Origin of the sequence: Oceanicola sp. 22II-s10i (assembly GCF_002210105.1) — a bacterium.
In the GTDB taxonomy this organism is placed as follows: Bacteria; Pseudomonadota; Alphaproteobacteria; order Rhodobacterales; family Rhodobacteraceae; genus Pseudooceanicola.
Window position 1 is genome coordinate 205,561 of sequence record NZ_AQQU01000005.1, and the last position, 17,354, is coordinate 222,914.

General features: G+C 64.8%; 16 protein-coding genes, 1 tRNA gene and 2 pseudogenes. 7 read left to right on the plus strand and 12 right to left on the minus strand.

Annotated elements, in window-relative coordinates; genetic code table 11:
• Nucleotides 1–86: 86 nt before the first annotated feature.
• A complete protein-coding gene (locus ATO6_RS14435; protein ID WP_217899009.1) occupies nucleotides 87–932 on the minus strand; it encodes an alpha/beta fold hydrolase in 846 nt (281 codons plus the stop codon).
• Nucleotides 933–1,083: 151 nt separating this feature from the next.
• Here ATO6_RS14435 and ATO6_RS14440 point away from each other — a divergent pair, with 151 nt between their 5' ends.
• Complete coding sequence (locus ATO6_RS14440; protein WP_176440942.1) at nucleotides 1,084–2,067, plus strand: LysR substrate-binding domain-containing protein; 984 nt, start codon at nucleotides 1,084–1,086, stop codon at nucleotides 2,065–2,067.
• Nucleotides 2,068–2,069: 2 nt separating this feature from the next.
• Here the strand turns inward: ATO6_RS14440 and ATO6_RS14445 are convergent, their stop codons facing one another.
• Nucleotides 2,070–2,852, minus strand: a complete 783-nt coding sequence (locus ATO6_RS14445) for an enoyl-CoA hydratase (RefSeq protein ID WP_088624722.1) — start codon at nucleotides 2,850–2,852, stop codon at nucleotides 2,070–2,072.
• A gap of 225 nt (nucleotides 2,853–3,077) precedes the next feature.
• On the opposite strand from ATO6_RS14445, the pseudogene ATO6_RS25460 reads away from it, so the two are divergent.
• Nucleotides 3,078–3,368, plus strand: a pseudogene (locus ATO6_RS25460) (hypothetical protein); the annotation flags it as partial.
• A 272-nt stretch (nucleotides 3,369–3,640) separates the two neighbouring features.
• Here ATO6_RS25460 and ATO6_RS25465 read toward each other — a convergent pair.
• The 3 genes and pseudogenes from ATO6_RS25465 to ATO6_RS14465 form a co-directional block, all read right to left on the minus strand.
• A pseudogene (locus ATO6_RS25465) lies at nucleotides 3,641–3,787 on the minus strand (integrase core domain-containing protein); the annotation flags it as partial.
• 200 nt (nucleotides 3,788–3,987) lie between these two features.
• Nucleotides 3,988–5,400, minus strand: coding sequence for an MFS transporter (locus ATO6_RS14460; protein ID WP_088624723.1), 1,413 nt, complete (start codon nucleotides 5,398–5,400; stop codon nucleotides 3,988–3,990).
• A gap of 11 nt (nucleotides 5,401–5,411) precedes the next feature.
• A complete protein-coding gene (locus tag ATO6_RS14465) occupies nucleotides 5,412–6,200 on the minus strand; it encodes an SDR family oxidoreductase (protein ID WP_176440944.1) in 789 nt (262 codons plus the stop codon).
• A gap of 100 nt (nucleotides 6,201–6,300) precedes the next feature.
• On the opposite strand from ATO6_RS14465, the gene ATO6_RS14470 reads away from it, so the two are divergent.
• Nucleotides 6,301–6,855 carry a TetR/AcrR family transcriptional regulator gene (locus tag ATO6_RS14470; protein WP_088624724.1) on the plus strand — a complete coding sequence of 185 codons (555 nt, stop codon included), beginning with the start codon at nucleotides 6,301–6,303 and terminating at the stop codon, nucleotides 6,853–6,855.
• Between the two features lie 428 nt (nucleotides 6,856–7,283).
• Here ATO6_RS14470 and ATO6_RS14475 read toward each other — a convergent pair whose 3' ends face one another.
• Genes ATO6_RS14475 through ATO6_RS14495 form a run of 5 tightly spaced genes read right to left on the minus strand, consistent with a single transcriptional unit; the run spans nucleotide 7,284 to nucleotide 12,618 of the window.
• Nucleotides 7,284–8,045, minus strand: a complete 762-nt coding sequence (locus ATO6_RS14475; protein WP_088624725.1) for a carboxylesterase — start codon at nucleotides 8,043–8,045, stop codon at nucleotides 7,284–7,286.
• Nucleotides 8,046–8,066: 21 nt separating this feature from the next.
• Nucleotides 8,067–9,041: an ABC transporter permease gene (locus ATO6_RS14480; protein ID WP_088624726.1), complete on the minus strand. Its 975-nt coding sequence runs from the start codon at nucleotides 9,039–9,041 to the stop codon at nucleotides 8,067–8,069.
• The gene (locus ATO6_RS14485) at nucleotides 9,038–9,973 is read right to left on the minus strand and encodes an ABC transporter permease (RefSeq protein WP_088624727.1); all 936 of its coding nucleotides are present in this window, start codon (nucleotides 9,971–9,973) and stop codon (nucleotides 9,038–9,040) included. Before ATO6_RS14485 ends, ATO6_RS14480 begins: the two co-directional genes overlap by 4 nt.
• Entirely contained in the window at nucleotides 9,970–11,541 is a 1,572-nt protein-coding gene (locus tag ATO6_RS14490) for a sugar ABC transporter ATP-binding protein (RefSeq protein WP_088624728.1), read from the minus strand. Before ATO6_RS14490 ends, ATO6_RS14485 begins: the two co-directional genes overlap by 4 nt.
• A 9-nt stretch (nucleotides 11,542–11,550) precedes the next feature.
• Nucleotides 11,551–12,618, minus strand: a complete 1,068-nt coding sequence (locus ATO6_RS14495) for an ABC transporter substrate-binding protein (RefSeq protein WP_088624729.1) — start codon at nucleotides 12,616–12,618, stop codon at nucleotides 11,551–11,553.
• 244 nt (nucleotides 12,619–12,862) lie between these two features.
• Here ATO6_RS14495 and ATO6_RS14500 point away from each other — a divergent pair, with 244 nt between their 5' ends.
• Entirely contained in the window at nucleotides 12,863–13,696 is an 834-nt protein-coding gene (locus tag ATO6_RS14500) for a LysR family transcriptional regulator (RefSeq protein WP_176440945.1), read from the plus strand.
• Here ATO6_RS14500 and ATO6_RS14505 read toward each other — a convergent pair.
• Both ATO6_RS14505 and ATO6_RS14515 read right to left on the minus strand, forming a co-directional pair.
• Nucleotides 13,693–14,124 carry a hypothetical protein gene (locus tag ATO6_RS14505; protein ID WP_141102006.1) on the minus strand — a complete coding sequence of 144 codons (432 nt, stop codon included), beginning with the start codon at nucleotides 14,122–14,124 and terminating at the stop codon, nucleotides 13,693–13,695. The genes ATO6_RS14500 and ATO6_RS14505 overlap by 4 nt on opposite strands.
• A 1,125-nt stretch (nucleotides 14,125–15,249) precedes the next feature.
• A tRNA-Thr gene (locus ATO6_RS14515) sits at nucleotides 15,250–15,324 on the minus strand.
• Nucleotides 15,325–15,467: 143 nt separating this feature from the next.
• Here ATO6_RS14515 and ATO6_RS25100 point away from each other — a divergent pair.
• From ATO6_RS25100 to ATO6_RS14525, 3 genes are read left to right on the plus strand one after another with little or no spacing between them, the layout of a single operon-like run.
• Complete coding sequence (locus ATO6_RS25100; protein WP_176440946.1) at nucleotides 15,468–15,620, plus strand: hypothetical protein; 153 nt, start codon at nucleotides 15,468–15,470, stop codon at nucleotides 15,618–15,620.
• Nucleotides 15,613–16,878 carry a UDP-N-acetylglucosamine 1-carboxyvinyltransferase gene (gene murA / locus ATO6_RS14520; RefSeq protein WP_088624733.1) on the plus strand — a complete coding sequence of 422 codons (1,266 nt, stop codon included), beginning with the start codon at nucleotides 15,613–15,615 and terminating at the stop codon, nucleotides 16,876–16,878. Before ATO6_RS25100 ends, murA begins: the two co-directional genes overlap by 8 nt.
• On the plus strand, nucleotides 16,878–17,351 hold the full coding sequence (locus ATO6_RS14525; protein ID WP_088624734.1) for a DUF2948 family protein: 474 nt from the start codon (nucleotides 16,878–16,880) through the stop codon (nucleotides 17,349–17,351). Before murA ends, ATO6_RS14525 begins: the two co-directional genes overlap by 1 nt.
• Nucleotides 17,352–17,354 lie beyond the last annotated feature (3 nt).

Consider the following 17,354-nt stretch of genomic DNA (forward strand, 5'->3'; position numbering starts at 1 on the left):
ACCGGGAATGGCCCGGCTCCGGATCAGCGTGGAGAGAATGGTCGGACCGAACAAGGTGCAGGAACTGACCGTCGTTGCAGTTTTTCTCAACAGTCGAAAAGCGACTTTTCGAGCAGCGCGTTGACCTGCCCGGCGGCCTCATAGGCCACCCAGTGTCCGGCGCCTTCGATCAGGGACACGCGGACATCCGGGCACCTGTCGGCCACCCTCGCCATCCGTTCCGCCAGCCGATCCTCGGGCATGAAGGCGTCGCGCGTGCCCCAGATGAGCGTGACGTCGGAGCCGCAAGCGGCCAGCCCCTCGGCCAGGTCGGCGGTGCGGGCCACCCCGTTCAGGCGGAGCCGGGATTCGCCTGAGTTGAGCATCTGGATGCACAGCGCCATCGGGTCGATCCGCGCCGGATCGGCGATCATGATGGACCCGAGGTTGTCATGATGCGCCTGCCGCAGGGCCTCTCCCTCCAACCCGCGGACCTTGCGCATCTGCGGCATCAGGGGCCGTCCGAACCCCGCCGGCGCACAGAGCGCAATGCGGCGCTGACGCCCCGGATCGCGCTGCAGAATCTCCGCCGTGATGGACCCGCCGTAGGAAAAGGCGACGAGATCGTAGACGGCCTCTGACCCGATGATCTGGTCTAGCCCCGCCGCGACCTCGGCCGCCATGGCGGGAAAGTCGAGCGGCATCGCGGGCATGTCCGACAGCCCGAACCCCGGAAGGTCGGCGACGATCAGCCGGGCGCGGCCCCGGAACGCCTCGACCTGCCGGATCCAGTGCCGCCACGAGCCCGAGGCGCCGTGGAAGAACACCACCGGTTGCCCTTCGCCCCAGCAATGCCAGACGATCTGCCGGCCGGCCGGCCCGGTCCTGATCCGCTCCGCCCCGGCCTGAAATGCACCGAGCCCGGCCTCAGCCGCCGCCAACTGTTCCGTCATCTTTCCGCTCACCTCTTCCACGTCCCTGTTCATGCCCCGCCCGGTCTTGTCGCAACCACGGGGCCGAGTACCCTCTTCCCCGGGACCGGCGCGGGACATGGCAGGTTTGCTCAACTGTCCGTGCCGTCCGGGAAACACGGAGATCCGGCCAATGCGCCAGTTGCCGCCACTCAATGCGATCAAGGGATTCGAGGCCGTGGTCCGCCTCGGCAACCACAAGGACGCCGCTGCCGAGCTTGGCGTCACGCACGGCGCGATCAGCCGGCAGGTCAAGGTGCTGGAGGATTACTTCGGGGCGAAGCTGTTCCAGCAGCGTGGCCGGAACCTGGTCCCGACGGAGCTTGCGCGGTACTACGCGGCCGAGCTTGGCGCCGTGCTCGACCGCGTGTCGCAGGCCACGCAGCGTGTGAGGGAACCGGCCATCGCCCGGAAGGTCCGCATAACCGGCACGTCCAGCCTCCTGATGCACTGGCTGGTGCCCCGACTGCCCGGCTTCCAGGCGGCGCACCCTTCGGTGGAAGTCACGATTTCTGCCAATCGTGCGCCCTATGCCAAGGTCGCCGCCACCAACGACATCGTCCTGCGTCGCCATCCCATGCGTCGTGACGGCTTCGAATGTCGTCCGTTGTTCCGGGATCGCCGCGTGCTCGTCGGCACGCCGGAGCTTTTCCGGCGCTGCCGGGTCGAACAGCCGTCGGACGTGCTGGACCACACGCTCCTCGTCACCGACGGCAGGACCGAGGCCGGTGTCTGGGACCGCTGGATCACGGCCAACGGTCTGACGCCGACGCCGCATGCAAACCGGATCAAGTTCGACCACGTCTTCGTCCAGATCGAGGCGGCGGTGAACGGCCTAGGCTTCGCCCTGCTCAGCGAGGTGCTGATGGAACAGTATCTGGAAAGCGGCGAGCTGATCTCGCCCTTTCCGGACACGGCCATGGCCTATCCGAATCTCTACGCACTCGTGCCCGAGGACGCGCGATCCTCGCCGGGCATCCGATGCTTCGTCCGGTGGATCGCCGAGGAAGGCCGCAAGGTGTCCGGGCCGATGGAAGGGGCGGATGACGATACGCTCCGCCCGGTCGATTTCGACCTCATGGCGGACTCCCCCTTCCAGAGCTTCGCGCTCGGCTGATCTCATGCGCCCCGGAACATCGGCTTGCGCTTCTCCATGAAGGCGGTGCGGCCTTCGACGAGATCGCCGCTTTCGGCCGAGCGCCGGTGCAATTCCGTCATGAGCGCGTGGTCGCGCGAGGCCTCGGGCAGCAGCGCCTGAGTCACCATCACCTTGCTGGCCTCGACCGAGATGGGCGCGTTTTCGGCCAGAGTTTCACAATAGGCCGTGACCGCTTCTTCCAGCTCCGCCGCGGGAAGCACCCTGTCGACCAGCCCGATCCGGAACGCCTCGGCCGCACCGAACCGGCGGGCGGAGAACAGGATGTCCTTGGCGCGCGAAGGACCTACGAGTTGCATCAGCCGCTCGACGCCGCCGACACCGTAGACGATGCCGAGCCGCGCAGCCGGAATGCCGAAGACCGCATCCTCAGAGGCGAACCGCAGGTCCGCCTGAAGCGCCAGGGCAAGACCCCCGCCCATGCAGTAGCCGCGGATCATCGCGACAACGGGCTTGGGACATGTGCCAAGCCGCCGGAACGCGCGATCCCGTCGCGCACTGCCTTCGCGGATCCGCTCGGGCGACGCCTGGGTGTCGGAGAACCGCGAGATGTCCCCGCCGGAGGCAAAGGCCTTTTCGCCTGCCCCGGTCAGGATCACCGCCCTGAGCGCGGGCTCGCCTTCGATCCGGTCCAACGCCTCGCAGAGTTCGTCGAGCATTTCCGGCGTAAGCGCGTTCAGACGCTCCGGATGCGAAATGGTCAGCCGGGCAACGGCACCCCGCGTGGTCAGTTCGATCTTGGCCATGTCACTCCCACCATTGGTTTCCCTGAGGGGTTTGACACAGAGCGGCCTGGCAAACGACTCAGGGAACCTCTCCGGAGGGTCAGTTTTTGTCACCTGTATGCCCTGTGCATTCGTGTCGGCCTGTCAGGGTGCAGAGAGTTTCATGGTCACACGAACGCAGCAGGGTCAGAACCCGCTGATTTCGGGCAGTTGTCATGAGCCAGCCTTCGTATGGAGACGTCGAGCATGAGCAACCTTTTCTGGCTTACCGAAGCGCAATGGGAGCGCCCGCAACCTTTCTTTCCGAAGAGCCACGGCAGGCCGCGCGCCGATGATCGGCGCGTCGCAAATGGGATTATATTTATTAACTTCAATGGTTTAGGATGATGCGATACGCTAGAAGCACAATGACTCCTTGGCGACCCCGACTATGATGCAGACGAGTTAAGAGAAGGGCTGAAAGACAAGGGATTGAGGGTTTGCATCGCGGGCTGGAAGGGTCGAAAGAGCACGGTTCGATATGATCGCCGCCGCTGTTAGCGACGCTACCGTCCAGTCATCAGGTCCGGAACGTTTCCGATTGAGACAACGAGTTTTCGGTCAACGGCACTGGAGATGGTGCTCAGCCCCTCCTGCATACCCCTCGAAACCAACGGAAAATCCAGTCGCGACCAAGCGGGCAGAACGCTTTCGCGGGGGCAGGTGGCGGAGAGGATGGGCCTGACATCCAACCTTCTCCACTCCAAATGATCTTTTAATTAGTAGGACCGGCAGAGCGGAACATCATAACGACAGCGCGTCCGTCTACCCAAGAATTCGTCGCGAAGGCGGCCGTTGAAGCTCTCGACGAAGCCGTCTTGCACTGCCTTACCCGACGCGATGTAGTGCCAATCGACGCGACGCTCCTCCTGCCATGTCAAGTTGGCGTTCGAGGTCAGATCCATGCCATTGTCGCTGCCCGCAATGCTGGGGAATTCGCAGATCTCTGCAATACGGTCCAGCGCGCGAGCCACCTTGGGCCTGGCGCCAAGGTCCGTGACCGGCCCGGAACAGCCCTTCATGCCCGGCGCAGCAAGGCGGCTGGCATGGGCACAAAGGGCGGGGAGTTGCCGTTCGCTCCGTCTGGCACAGCTTTCGCCCGCGGGCAAACCGTGCATCAGCCGGCAAGGGGCTGCTCCGGTCGGCGCCGGGCGATCCCAAGCACGGGAAGCATACCGACCAGGGCACAGGCGGCGATCAGCAACCAGGCCATGTGGAACGCGGACAGCGCGGTCTCGGTCGCGGCCGGTTGCCCGGCGATGGCCACCAGAAGGGCGATCCCCATGGCCATTCCGACCTGTCGGATCATGTTCAGCACCGCCGACCCGGTCGAGAAATATGCCGCGGGCAGAGCCCCTGCGCCTGTCCCCATCAGGGTCGGGAGCGCGAGGCCGACGCCGATGCCGGACAGCACCGCCGCGCTCAGAGAGGCGGCGATCGACGGCGTCAGTCCATAACCGAGCGCTGTGATCGCCTGTGACAAGGCGAAGGTGGCCAGCCCCATGCAGATAACGGCCGGTGCGCCGATCCGCTCGATCAGGCGACCCGCGACGAACATCGAGGTCAGCGGCACGAGGAAGCGGCCCGGGGCGAGGATCAGGCCGGTCCGGAACGGGCTCCAGCCCCAGGCCGTCTGCTCCCATGTCACCCGCGACACCAGGAAGGCGCCGAAGGCGATCATGAAGGGCAGGAGCCCCAGGGTCGCCGCGGTGAAGGTCCGGTTCCGAAACAGTGCCGGCTCGATCAGCGGCCGCTTGGCGCGCAGGCAGTGCAGGGCGAAGATCACAAGCAGGACGAGGCCCGCGGCCATCCCGGACCAGGCGCCGGTTGCCGTCCAACCCTGCGTGCCGGCCGTGATCAGCCCGAAGATCCAGAGCGCCACGCCCGCCGTTGCGAGCAGCGCGCCGATGAGGTCGGGCCAAGGTACATCCTGTCCGGGGATCGCGGGCAGGACCCGCATCCCGATCACGATGGCCACCAACCCGATCGGCACGTTGACCAGGAAGACCCACTGCCAGCCGAAAATGAGCAGGACGCCCCCGATGACCGGGCCGAAGGCGCCGGCAAAACCCCCGATGGCGGACCACAGGCGCGCCGCGCCGCTGCGCCGCGACGGTTCGAACGCCGCCAGCACGAGGCCGAGCGAGGTCGGCGTCATCAGCGCCGCGCCAATGGCCTCGACCACCCGGAACGACAGGATCATCGGCACATTCACTGACAGCGCACAGCCCGCAGACCCGAGGGTGAAGAGCGCGATCCCGGACAGGTAGCTGCGGTCCCGCCGGAACCGCTCGGCCAGGCGCCCCATGAATACCAGCAGTGCCGCGTAGACGATCGCATAGCTGTTCAGGATCCAGGACAGGTCCGACAGGGAGGCATCCGGGAAGGCCCGACCGATGCTCGGCAGGGCCACGCTAACCACGAAGAGGTCGAGGGTGGCGAGGATGGTGCCAACGCAGGCCAGCGCCAGGACGAGGTTCGGGCGGTCGGCGCCGGTCGGCGCGGCGGCGGGGGGCTCGAGGGCGGCCATCGCGGACAGGCTCAGGCAACGTCAGTGTAGCGCAGGGCGGGATGCGTCTGACCGAAATTCGGCAGCATCATGTGGCGCGCGGTGTTGTAGGTCGTCCACTGGCCATCGTCGGGCAGCGGCGGGATCGTCACCGTCTCGCGGCGGTCGAAGCCGACCAGCGCGGCATCGACCAGCGGTTCGACCTCCATCACCCCCTGCATGGTGTCCACATCTCGACCGGCATGGGACCAGATCTCGGTCCGGGTCGCGGCGGGCAGGACAGCCTGGACGTAGACCCCCTTCGGCCCAAGCTCCAGTGACAGCGCCTGGCTCAGGTAGAGGACATAAGCCTTGGTGGCGCCGTAGACAGTCATCCCCAGTTCCGGCGCAAGCCCGACCACAGAGGAAAGGTTTACGATGGCCCCGCCACCGGCGGCAGCGAACCGCTGTGCAGCTGCATGGGCCAGCAGAGTGACGGCGCCGGTGTTCAGCGCGATGAGGTCGGCGATGCCGCGCTCCGGCTGGTCGGGGAAGGTGCCGCCAAGGGCCGTGCCGGCATTGTTCACGAGCGTTCCGATGCTGTTGTCCCTGCGCAGCAGATCGGCCACCCGGCTGGTGTCCTCGGGCTGCGAGAGGTCTGCCACGACGATCTCGACCATGATGCCGTGGTCGGCGCGCAGCCGCGCGGCGAGGGCCTCCATCCGGCCGAGGTTGCGCGCCACGAGTACAAGGTCCTGCCCCCGTCGGGCAAACCTGTCGGCATATATGGCGCCGATGCCGGTAGAGGCGCCGGTGATCAGGGTGCGGGTGCTTTGGGACATGCGACGGTTCCGTAATGCTGCGTTATACATGATGGTCATCATGATATAGACATTAATGATGGTGATCATGTATTGAGTCAATGGCGAAGGGAGATGCACCATGCGCGTCAGCAGGAAACAGGTCGCGGCGAACCGGGACGCCATCGTCGAGGCCGCGGGAAAACTCTTCCGGGCGAAGGGGTTCGATGCCGTGACGGTGGCTGAGGTGATGCGCGCTGCGGGCATGACCCACGGCGGGTTCTACGGCTATTTCAAGACCAAGGACGACCTCTTTGCCGCGGCGATGGCGCAATCCCTTGAGGAGGTCGTGCGCACCTATCCCACGCTTGGCGAGCGGGCCGCCCGATATCTCACGGCGCAACACCGCGACGACATGGCAGGCGGCTGTCCGGTTGCCGCGCTGGCTGGAGAGATGCCACGTCACCCCGGCGCCGCGCGGGCCGAGATGACCGGCGCTCTGCGCGCCCAGATCGACCGGATTGCAACGACGACGCAGGGAGAGGACGAGGCCGCTCGCAGGCGGGCCGCCATCGGCAGTTGGTCGGCGATGGTGGGGGCCCTGATCCTGTCCCGGATGAGTGATGACCCCGGGCTCGGCGACGAGATCCTCGAGAGTACTCGCGCCTGGCTGGACGCTACCGACCGCCCTTCCTGATCAGTTCGCCGCCCTCGCCAGCGCAATATGCGCCTCGACCGCCGGGTTGCCGCCGGCCCGAAGTACCCCCGGCACGACGTTCAGCACCGGCGGATCGACCAGGGCGCCGTCGGCCATGTCCGCCTCAGGCGCACCACTGTCGTTTGTGGTGGACGCAGCGCAGGTCCGCTGTCCGCCCTGTCTGACAGGCCCACACGCGGTTGTGGCGGGGATGGAGCACGCGCAGCAAAGGTCCGGAAGGTCCGCCCTGCGTACCTTGCCCAATCGGATCAGGCTCCACTACGCTTCGAAAACTGCTTTATGGAAGCCGCGCCGCAGCAATCGAAGTTTCGGAGAATGTCCGGATAAGACCGGCCGCGGACTATCGCACCGATCGAGTAAATGACGTTGTCATCGTGAGACCGCCAAAGAATTCCACCTTCTGGCATTCAACTAAGCCCCTTCAGGATCTCTTCGATAAAAACCCCTGTCTTGCGGACGATCAGGTCCTTGTCATTGTCCAGCGTCGCCACGTGGTAGGAATCGTCAAGCCACTGCAGACGGATATCCGAAGACCCGACCTTGCGCATGACGCGGTGCGCGTTCATCGGATGCACCACGTGGTCTTCGCGCGATTGAAAGATCATCAGCGGACAGGTGATCCTGGCCAGACGGTCCCCGACGGCGGCCTGCGCCAGATAGACCTCGCGTAGGCAACTCACAGGAACCTCAGCATAGGCCAGTTCCTCTACCCCTTCCGCCTTGATGTCCGAGCCGATGCCGGGGATGCGCTGCGGTGCGTCGGGCGCTAGGATCAGTTCCGCCAGGCCGCCGTCGTTTTCACCCGCGATGGCGTTGATCGGAATGGCCCCGGCGATGGTCCCGGCATAGGCTTCGGCCAGCCCTAGCGTCAGCATCCCGCCCATGGACAGCCCGGTGACGAACACCGGATCGCCCCGCGCCGCGAGTTGCTGAAACGCGACATCGGCCGAGGCCATCCAGTCGAGGTATCCCGTCTTCTCCATCTCGTCGGGCGAAGTGCCGTGGCCCGCAAGGCAGGGGCCCAGAACGTGAAATCCGAATGCCTCGTTCAGGCTCTGGCCAAGATGGCGCATGCTCTGCGTCGAACCGGTGAAGCCGTGCAGGACGAGGACCGAACAGTCCTTTCCCTGGTATTCGAATGGCTCCGCTCCGGGCATGTACTTTGTCATGATCGTCTTCCTCCCCTGGGATCAGGTCCTTTGCATTCGCACGGCATAAGCCATTGCCGCGACTGCGATGATGGCACCCTGCAACATCAGCTTGCCCGGCTCACCCAGACCGAGTGATGTCAGCAGGTTGAAACTGAAGGTCAGCATGAAGGCTGCGACCGCCGGCCCCAGAACGCCCCCCTTCCCGGACCCGAAGGTGACCCCGCCAAGGATCACGGCGGCGAGGGAGTTCAGGGCAAGATCGCTGCCGATATCCATGCTGCCGACCCCGACGAAGCCGACCAGAAGCAAGCCGCTCGCCACGGCGAAGAGGCTCGACATGACATGAACGACTGTCAGGACGCGGATATAGGGAATACCCGAGACCCAGGCGGCGTTCGGGTTCGACCCGATCGCATCCACATAGCGCCCGAAGACCGAAAACCGCAGGAACAGCGCAAAGGGGATCAGCAGTGCCAGCCAGACCAGCAGGGCGATCGGGACGATACCGATCCGCTTCTGTCCGATGAATTTCAGTACCTCGGGCGCATCGCCGGGGGCGTAGAACTGGCCAAGCGAAATGACCACGCCGGACAGGATCATAGCCATGGCCAGCGTGACGATGACCGACGATGCGCGCAGGCGGGTGATGAAAAAGGCGTTGGCCAGCCCGACCACGAGGCCGAAGAGGATGCAGATCGCGATCAGCACCGGCGGCGGATAGGGCAGCGCGCCGCTGGTCAGGATATAGCTGACCGCGACGATCACCCCGCCGATCGACAGGTCGAGCGACAGCACCCGCATGCAGACCGACTGGCCAATTACCGCGATGCCAAGCGGTGCGGCCTGCCGGACGATCAACAGCAGCAGAAGCGGCGACAGCAGCATGGGCCGTGTGAAATAGGCGAACAGCAACAGCAGGGCCGTGCCGAGATAGGCGAACGGCAGGTTCAGCACGAAGCGGAGCGCATCGGTCGCGCCTGGACGTGACGAAAAGGCTCGCGTCGTCATCGTCATGCGCCGATCGTCTTGCGAGGCTGGAGGCTCACCGCTGACAACAGCAGCAGGCCGGTCGCCGCCGCCCGGATGAAGGGCGAAACGCCGATCAGGTTCATCCCGTTGGTCATCAGGCCAAGGGCGACGGTCCCCGCGATCACGCCCGGCACGCTGCCGATGCCGCCGGCCAGCAGCACGCCGCCAAGCGCGATGGCCGTGACCGATTCCAGCCCGTATTGCACACCCATCGTAGGCTCGGCCGAGGCGACGCGGGCCGACAGGAAGAGACCGGCGAGAACCCCGCCGAAGGAACACAGCACGTAGCAGGTGATCCGTTGCATCGTGACGTTGACCCCGTTCCGCGCCGCGTTCAGATCATTCGCCCCGACCGCAAAGATGCGCAGTCCGAACCGGGTCCGGCTGGTCAGAACCCATGTTGCGACAACCGCCAGCACGCACCAGTAGAAAGCCGCCGGAAGACCGAGGAACGTGAACCGCACCAGCGCCTCGAGGTAGTCCGGCACGTCGCCTCCGGGCACGGGCAGGATCAGCAGGGCCAGCCCCTGAAGGAAGGTCATGCTGGCCAGCGTCATGATCAGCGGATGCACCGCGAAGACCGTCACGCCGATCCCGTTGACGAGGCCCACGCACAGCCCGGCCATCAGCGCGGCGGGCACCGCCAGCGCCGGATCGACAGAGACGATGATCGCGCTGGTCAGGCTGAGGACCGATCCGACCGACAGGTCGATCCCGCCCGAGACCGCGACGATCATCTGGCCGAGGGCGACCAGCAGCAGCGCCGCAATCTGGGCATTGACGTTGGCATAGTTCTGAACGGTCGCGAAATTGGGCGCTGTGAAGCCCAAAAATACGAACATCACCACCGGGATGCCAAGGGCGACCAGCCCCAGCCCCGATCTTCCCGGAAAGCGGATCATCTGCCGGATGCTCATGCCACCGCCTCCTGTTCGATGCCGCCGGTCAGGGCGGCGTGCATCACCTGTTCCTCTGTCGCCTCGGTGCCGGTGAACTCGGCGACCAGCGCACCACCGCGCACGGCGAGGATCCGGTCGCAGAGGCCAAGCACCTCGGTCAGTTCGCTCGAGGTGATCAGCACCGCCCCGCCGGCATCGGCGAATTCTCGCAGCAGGCCATAGATCTCAGCCTTGGCGCCGACATCGACCCCGCGCGTCGGCTCCTCGATCAGCAGGACATCCACGCCCGAGGCCAGCCAGCGCCCGATCATCACCTTCTGCTGGTTGCCGCCCGAAAGCGCCCCTACAGCCTGACCCGACCCCGCCGAAACCACCCGCATCTTGGCAAGCAGCTGTTCGATCGCGTTGCCGCTGATGCGCGCCCGCTGCCAGATCGACTGATCGCGCAGCATCCCGAGCGCCACGTTCTGACGGATCGACAGCGGCAGGTAGAGCCCTTCGATCTTGCGATCCTCCGGGATGAACCCGACGCCGGCGCGGGCGGTGGCCACGATCGATGCCGGCAGGTGTTCGACATCACCGGACTTCCGGCCGGCTTTCGACACGGTGCCGGCCGACGGCGGCTCGATACCCGCGAGGGCGCGGATGATCGCGCGCTGCCCCTGCCCTTCCAGCCCGGCGAGGCCAAGGATCTCTCCGACGGACAGACGGAACGAGACCGCACACCCGAACGCCGATGGCGCCAGCGCCTCCACCACCAGCCGCGGCTGCCGCTTGGTCGGTTGCGGACGACGCTCGGGGTAGAGCGTGCCGATTTCGCGCCCCACCATCAGCGCCACGAGACGTTCGTGGTCGAGCTCCTGCGTCGGATGCGTCGCCACGTGCTTCCCGTCCTTCAGGACCGAAACGACGTCACAAAAACGGAAGATCTCATCCAGCCTGTGGCTGATGTAGAAGATCAGCTTGCCCTGCGCCCTGAGCTGAGCGATCAGACGGGCCAGCTTTTCGACCTCGGGCGCATTCAGCGCGGCGGTCGGTTCATCGAGGATGAAAATCTCGGCCTCGGCAGCGATCCCCTTGGCGATCTCGACCATCTGCTGTTCCCCGACCGACAGGTCCGCGCAATAGGTGTCGGGTGAAATGCGGCTGTCCAGACGGTCCAGCGCGGCCTGCGCCGCCCGCCGCATTGCCCGCCGGTCGATCAGGCCGAACCGCAGCGGTTCCCGGCCAAGGAACATGTTCTCGGCCACGGTCAGATTGGGCAGCAACGTCAGTTCCTGAAAGATCGTCGAGATGCCGTGCCGCCGGGCGTCCTGCGGCGACCCGAGGGTCACCGCATCTCCACGCAGTCGCAGCGTGCCGCCGTCCGGGCGATGGACCCCGGCCAGCAGGTTCATCAGCGTCGACTTTCCCGCGCCGTTCTCACCCGTCACGGCATGGACCGAGCCGTGGCCGCCACGGAGCGAAACCTCCGTCAACGCGGCGGTCGACCCGAACCGCTTGGATATTCCTGCAAATTCGACAAGCGTCCGGCCCGGAGAAGCCTTTTCCGGGCCGGACACCGCCTGTTCAGTGTCCTTGGACATCGACTGCTCTTATTTGCCGAAGTTCTTGAGTATCTCGTCTTCCGGATAGGTCGAGGTGACCCAGAACGCATCGTTCAGGTCAGGCCGGTAATAGTCCTTGAGCGTCTCGTTGGTGATCGGCGCCGGATCCGAATAATAGGACTTGTTCAACTGCTTGCCCTCGAGCAGCGCCACGGTCGCCCGCACCAGCGCCGGCCCGATGCCGGGGGTGTAGATCGGCGCGACGGAGTCGAGCTCGTTCTCGGTCCAGATGCGCAGGAAGCCGTTGTTGCCCTCGCCGGTCATCGGAACCAGCGGTTTGCCCACGTCCTTGAACACGTCGACGCAGGCGCGAGTCATGTCGGCACCCGAGAACCAGATCGCATCCACGGGCTGCCCGGACAGCACGAGGTTCTCGCACAGCTGCTTGCCCTTGGTGTAGTTCCAGTCGCCGAAGACCTCCGAGCCGATCTTGATGTCGGAGCCTTCCAGCGCCTCCATCAGCCCTTCGTAGCGCAGCGTCTCCTCGTTCACCCCGGCGATGCCGCGGAAGGCCCAGATCGTGCCCTTGCCGCCCAGCTTCTGCTTCAGCCATTCGCCCCCTGCACGCCCGAAGGCCTTGCCACCGAGGTTCAGTTCCACCGCCGAGTTCAGAACGCCTTCGGACGATCCGTAGGTCGTCACCAGAATGCCCGCCGCGATGGCCGCATCGACCTGGTTCTTGACCGTGGCAGGCGCCATCGGCGCGACGATGATCGCATCGACCTTGCGGGCGATCAGGTCTTCCATGTCCGAGACCTGCTTGGCCGACGCCCAGCCCGCCTCGGTAAAGATGAATTCCTTGATCGACTCGGTCTTGGCTGCCTCGTACTTGGTTTCCTGCACCATCTGCACGATCCAGGTGTTCCCCAGTCCGGGGAAGGACATGCCGATCGTGTAAGGCCCTTCCTTGGCGAATTCGCCAGCCGCGGTCATGTCCTCGGTCGTCGGGTCGAGCAAGCCCGGTGCCAGCAGTTCCTCGGCCAGAGCCGAACCGGATGCCAAGGCCACGCAGCCGGCGAGAAGGCATGCGCGCATGCCCCAAACTTTCAATGTCATTTTTATCCTCCCAGGGGCCGCACTCGCCCGGCTCTGCCCGTGCCCGACGCCCGGCTGCGGCCGGTTCGTTCAAGGCGACATGGGACATGCCCGGCCCGGTTTCCCGGCCTCCACGAGAACATTCGCTGACCTGTCGTTAGGTTGACAAATCGTAACTTTTCATAGCGTGATAACCGAAATCTATCGGCTTCGGTTATCGGGCAACTTAACCTCTATGTCGCTGACAAGAATAGATATTCGCCATATGCGCTACGTGCTCGCGGTGGCGGATCACGGCGGATTCCGATGCGCGGCCATGTCGCTCAACGTGTCGCAACCAGCGGTTTCCAAGAGCGTGCAGGATACCGAGGCCGACCTTGGCTACAAAATTTTCGACCGGCATCCCGGCGGTATCTCCCTGACAGAGAACGGTCGGATGTTTGTCGACGATGCCCGCAAGGTGGTGGCGCAGTTCCTGCGCGCGATCCGGTCCGCACGCCGGAATGACGAGGATGCCAAGGGTCACATCATCGTCGGGTATTCCGCCCTTGCCGCGCCTCAGCAGTTCTCGCCGGGTCTCGAGGCGTTCAACGAACGGCAGGCCCGGGTCCAGATCGAAATGCACATGCGGTCGCTCAAGACTGGCGAAATCGACGTGGGATTCCTGCTGTCGCATCCGAGCGTCAGGGATGACGATATTTCGCAAAGCCGCCTCTGGACCACGCGGATCGGCGTGATCTGCCCACGCGGACACGGCCGCCCGACTCTGGACGGTCTGCGACAAGAGAAATTCGTCATGGGCCTGCGCGAGAACTGGCGCTCGTTCCGGATGATCCTGGATGTCGCCTGCGAAAAAGCAGACCTCGTGCCCTACATCGTCGACGAGGCTTGGGACGTCCACGTGATCTTTCAGCGCGTCGCCGCCGGTCGGGGTATGACCCTCTACCCGATGTCGATCAGGGACAATCTGCCCGCCACGCTGGAAATCCATGAGGTGGAAGGGTTCGACGCGGAACTCACTATCGCGATGGCGTGGAGCCGCACCGCGGACACCCAACTCCTTCAGTCGTTTCGCAAGATTTATCACGATCTATGCTAGTTGAATGCATCGCTATCCAACAAGACCCTGTCGCCATCGCGTGGGAATGATGAAAACAACAACATTAGAGCGTCTAGTAGATATACGAGCCTTGGAAAGCCGATCTCGTCGCGCAGATGACTGCCACTGGGATTATGGAGGAACGGATCCCACCCGAGATTCTCAAGATGATCGACCTTCACGTTCTCACCAGCTTGTCGGCATTTACGGGCAAGATAGCCGAACAGGAAGCGAGACGGGAAAAGCGACCCGGCGCACCTACGATTGATCTTGTCGTTCATCTGGTCATTGGTGTGCTTTTCCTTCGGGAAAAGCAAATTCGACCCGATGCGTCTACAATGTCCATTTGTCGCGCGGTCGCGACACAGCTGGGACCTGGGTTTAGCAAGGACCACATCAAGCGCATTGTAGACCGCGCTGTTTTTCATGCGCACGATGCCCTCGGCTTGGTGGAGCGAAACCAGGAAGTCCGTGTATCCGGAGCTTGGAAACCTCGGGGCGGGAATTGACGATACCCGGGCTTTGGGCTGGGAAGGGGTGCATCTGCCCAGAGACGTTCCCGGCCAAGGGAACATTTGGGTGTCGAGATAAGCGAAGGATCAAACGCGCGTCGCATTGCACGAGTTGCAGCACGCGATACAGAGCCTAGAAGGCTTCGCACCCGGAGCCAATGCTGGAAGCGCGACCTCGGCACTCGCCTATCTGGGCCTCCTCACGGCAGGCCTCCAGAGGCGGCTTCCGCCTTCGATATTCACTAGGATCGCGCCGGACCTTGCAAGCCGGGACCCCGAGCGCATCACGCGGGCGATCCAGTCTTATGATCTCGATACCCATGCCTTCGCGGCGCAAAGGGAGGTCGAGCAGATCATGCGAAATCCTCCGACAGCCTACCGACGGATGCCCGGTGAGATCGAAGCCCGCAACGTCCAGTCCCGACAATTCATGTCACCCGAGTAGCGGCGCGAGACTCCGCCTTGGTTGACCCGCGACACGACTTCCGCCGCAAAGTGAGGGTCCAACCTCCATGCCGAGGATGGGGTTTTAGGAAGGATTGGGTCGATCAAGGTCGCTCGTATGGGAAGGCGCGCCTAAGCGCATCGACTGCGGCAACTATGAACTATGCGGGCTCCTGAGCACCGGTGAGAATGGAGTTTACGAGAGCCTGCATCTTAGCTGCATCCAGCACAACATCGGCGGGCGGACAAAACAGCGGCGCCCCCTCTAGGGTCCCTTCGAGATTGGCGACGTTGATGCCCATTGCAGCCGCTGCGAGATACAGACGGGCTTGCTCAACGGTTCCGGGCAATCGAGCAACTTCTGCCGCAGCGGAATCAGCGAAGCAGACCAACGCAATCGCCAGCGTCTTCGTCTACTTCATCTGACACCTGAGCCACCGTCCGTTCGCAACGCTACCCTAGAATCTCCCCGTTCTCGAGCGGTTGAGCTCCAGAGAAGAAACGTTGAGTGTGTTGCCCCGGTGCTTCCCAAGCGGCGGCGAGGCTTGGCCGGGCGTCCGCAGCACTTCCGCAAATCTCTGTTTAATATGGGAAAACTGGTGCCGCAGGGGAGGATTGAACTCCCGACCTCACCCTTACCAAGGGTGCGCTCTACCACTGAGCTACTGCGGCGGTCAGGTGGGGGCCTTTTACCGAATGCGCGGGCGAGTGCAAGAACTTTGCTGCGGCTTTTTTCGGGTAATCCGAAGGCCAATGATGCCCCCGCACCCGCGGCACCGCTGGACGCGGGGCGCCGATAGACTTAAATCTCTGCCATGAGCAAAAAGGCAGGCACGGGCCAGAGCAGAGAGGACCGCCTCAAACAGGCGCTCAAGGCCAATCTGGCGCGCCGCAAGGCGCAGGCCAGGGCACGTGACCGCGCCGACGAGGCCAAGTCAGAGAGCAGCGAAGAGGACAGCGATGGATAGGATAGTCGTGCGGGGCAATGGCCCCCTGAACGGGCAGATCCCGATCGCCGGGGCCAAGAACGCCTGCCTGACCCTGATGCCGGCCACCCTGTTGTCCGAGGAACCGCTGACGCTGACCAACGCGCCGCGCCTGTCGGACATCGCGACGATGACGCAGCTGCTGCAGTCGCTGGGGGCCGAGGTCACGTCGATGCAGCGCGGCAAGGTGCTGGCGATGTCCAGCCACTCGGTGTCGAACCTCACCGCCGATTACGACATCGTCCGCAAGATGCGCGCCTCGATCCTCGTGCTGGGCCCGATGCTGGCGCGCGAGGGACATGCCGTCGTCTCGCTGCCCGGCGGCTGCGCCATCGGCGCCCGGCCCGTCGACCTGCACCTCAGGGCGATGGAGGCTCTTGGCGCCGAGATGGACCTGCGCGACGGCTATGTCCATGCCAAAGCGCCCGGCGGGCTCAAGGGCGGCGTGGTGGAATTTCCGCTCGTCTCGGTCGGCGCGACCGAGAACGCGCTGATGGCCGCGACGCTGGCCAAGGGCACCACCGTCATCAAGAACGCCGCGCGCGAGCCCGAGATCGTGGACCTTGCCATCTGCCTGCGCCGCATGGGCGCGCAGATCGAGGGCGAAGGCACCTCGACCATCACCGTGCAGGGCGTCGACCGGCTGGGCGGCGCGACGCATCCCGTCGTCGTCGACCGGATCGAACTGGGCACCTACATGCTCGCCCCCGCGATCTGCGGCGGCGAGGTCGAACTGCTGGGCGGGCGCATGGACCTCGTCGGCGCGTTCTGTGAAAAGCTGGACGCGGCGGCGATTTCCGTCAGCGAAACCGACTCCGGTCTCAAGGTCGCCCGCAAGAACGGCCGTGTGCACGCCGTGGACGTGACGACCGAGCCCTTCCCCGGTTTCCCGACCGACCTGCAGGCACAGATGATGGCGCTGCTCTGCACCGCCGAGGGGACGTCGGTGCTGGAGGAGAAAATCTTCGAGAACCGCTTCATGCACGCCCCCGAACTGCAACGCATGGGCGCGCGGATCGAGGTGCATGGCGGGACGGCCAAGGTGACGGGCGTCGAGCGTCTGCGGGGAGCGCCGGTGATGGCGACCGACCTGCGCGCCTCGGTGTCGCTGATCCTCGCCGGGCTGGCCGCCGAGGGCGAGACGGTGGTCAACCGGGTCTACCATCTGGACCGCGGCTACGAGAAGGTCGAGCAGAAGCTCTCGGCCGTCGGCGCGCATATCGAACGGGTGTCCGACTGATGGCCGCCGACGCCAGATTCGAGGACGGGGCCGAACATCCGTTGAACCTCGGCGCGATGGACGAGACCGATCTGACGATCCTCTCGGCCCTCGCGCAGGATGCCGTCTTTCCCGCGACCGAAATGCTCTGGCGGCCCAGGGAGCATCGCTTTGCCCTGCTGCTGAACCGCTTCCGGTGGGAGGATCAGGGCCGCGACCGGCACGGCGCAGAGCGTGTGCAGGCGGTGCTGCTGGCCGAGAACGTAACCAGTGTCGCCAGTCAGGGCATCGACCGCAACGACGGCGACACGATCCTGTCGCTGCTGTCGATCACCTACACCCCCGACGCGGAACCGCCCGGAGGCGTGGTGACGCTGACGCTGGCCGGGGACGGCGCGATACGGCTGAAGGTCGAGGCCCTGGAAGTGCGGCTGCGCGACGTGACCAAGCCCTATCGCGCGCCGTCGGGCAAGGCGCCGGGGCATGGCGACTGAGGT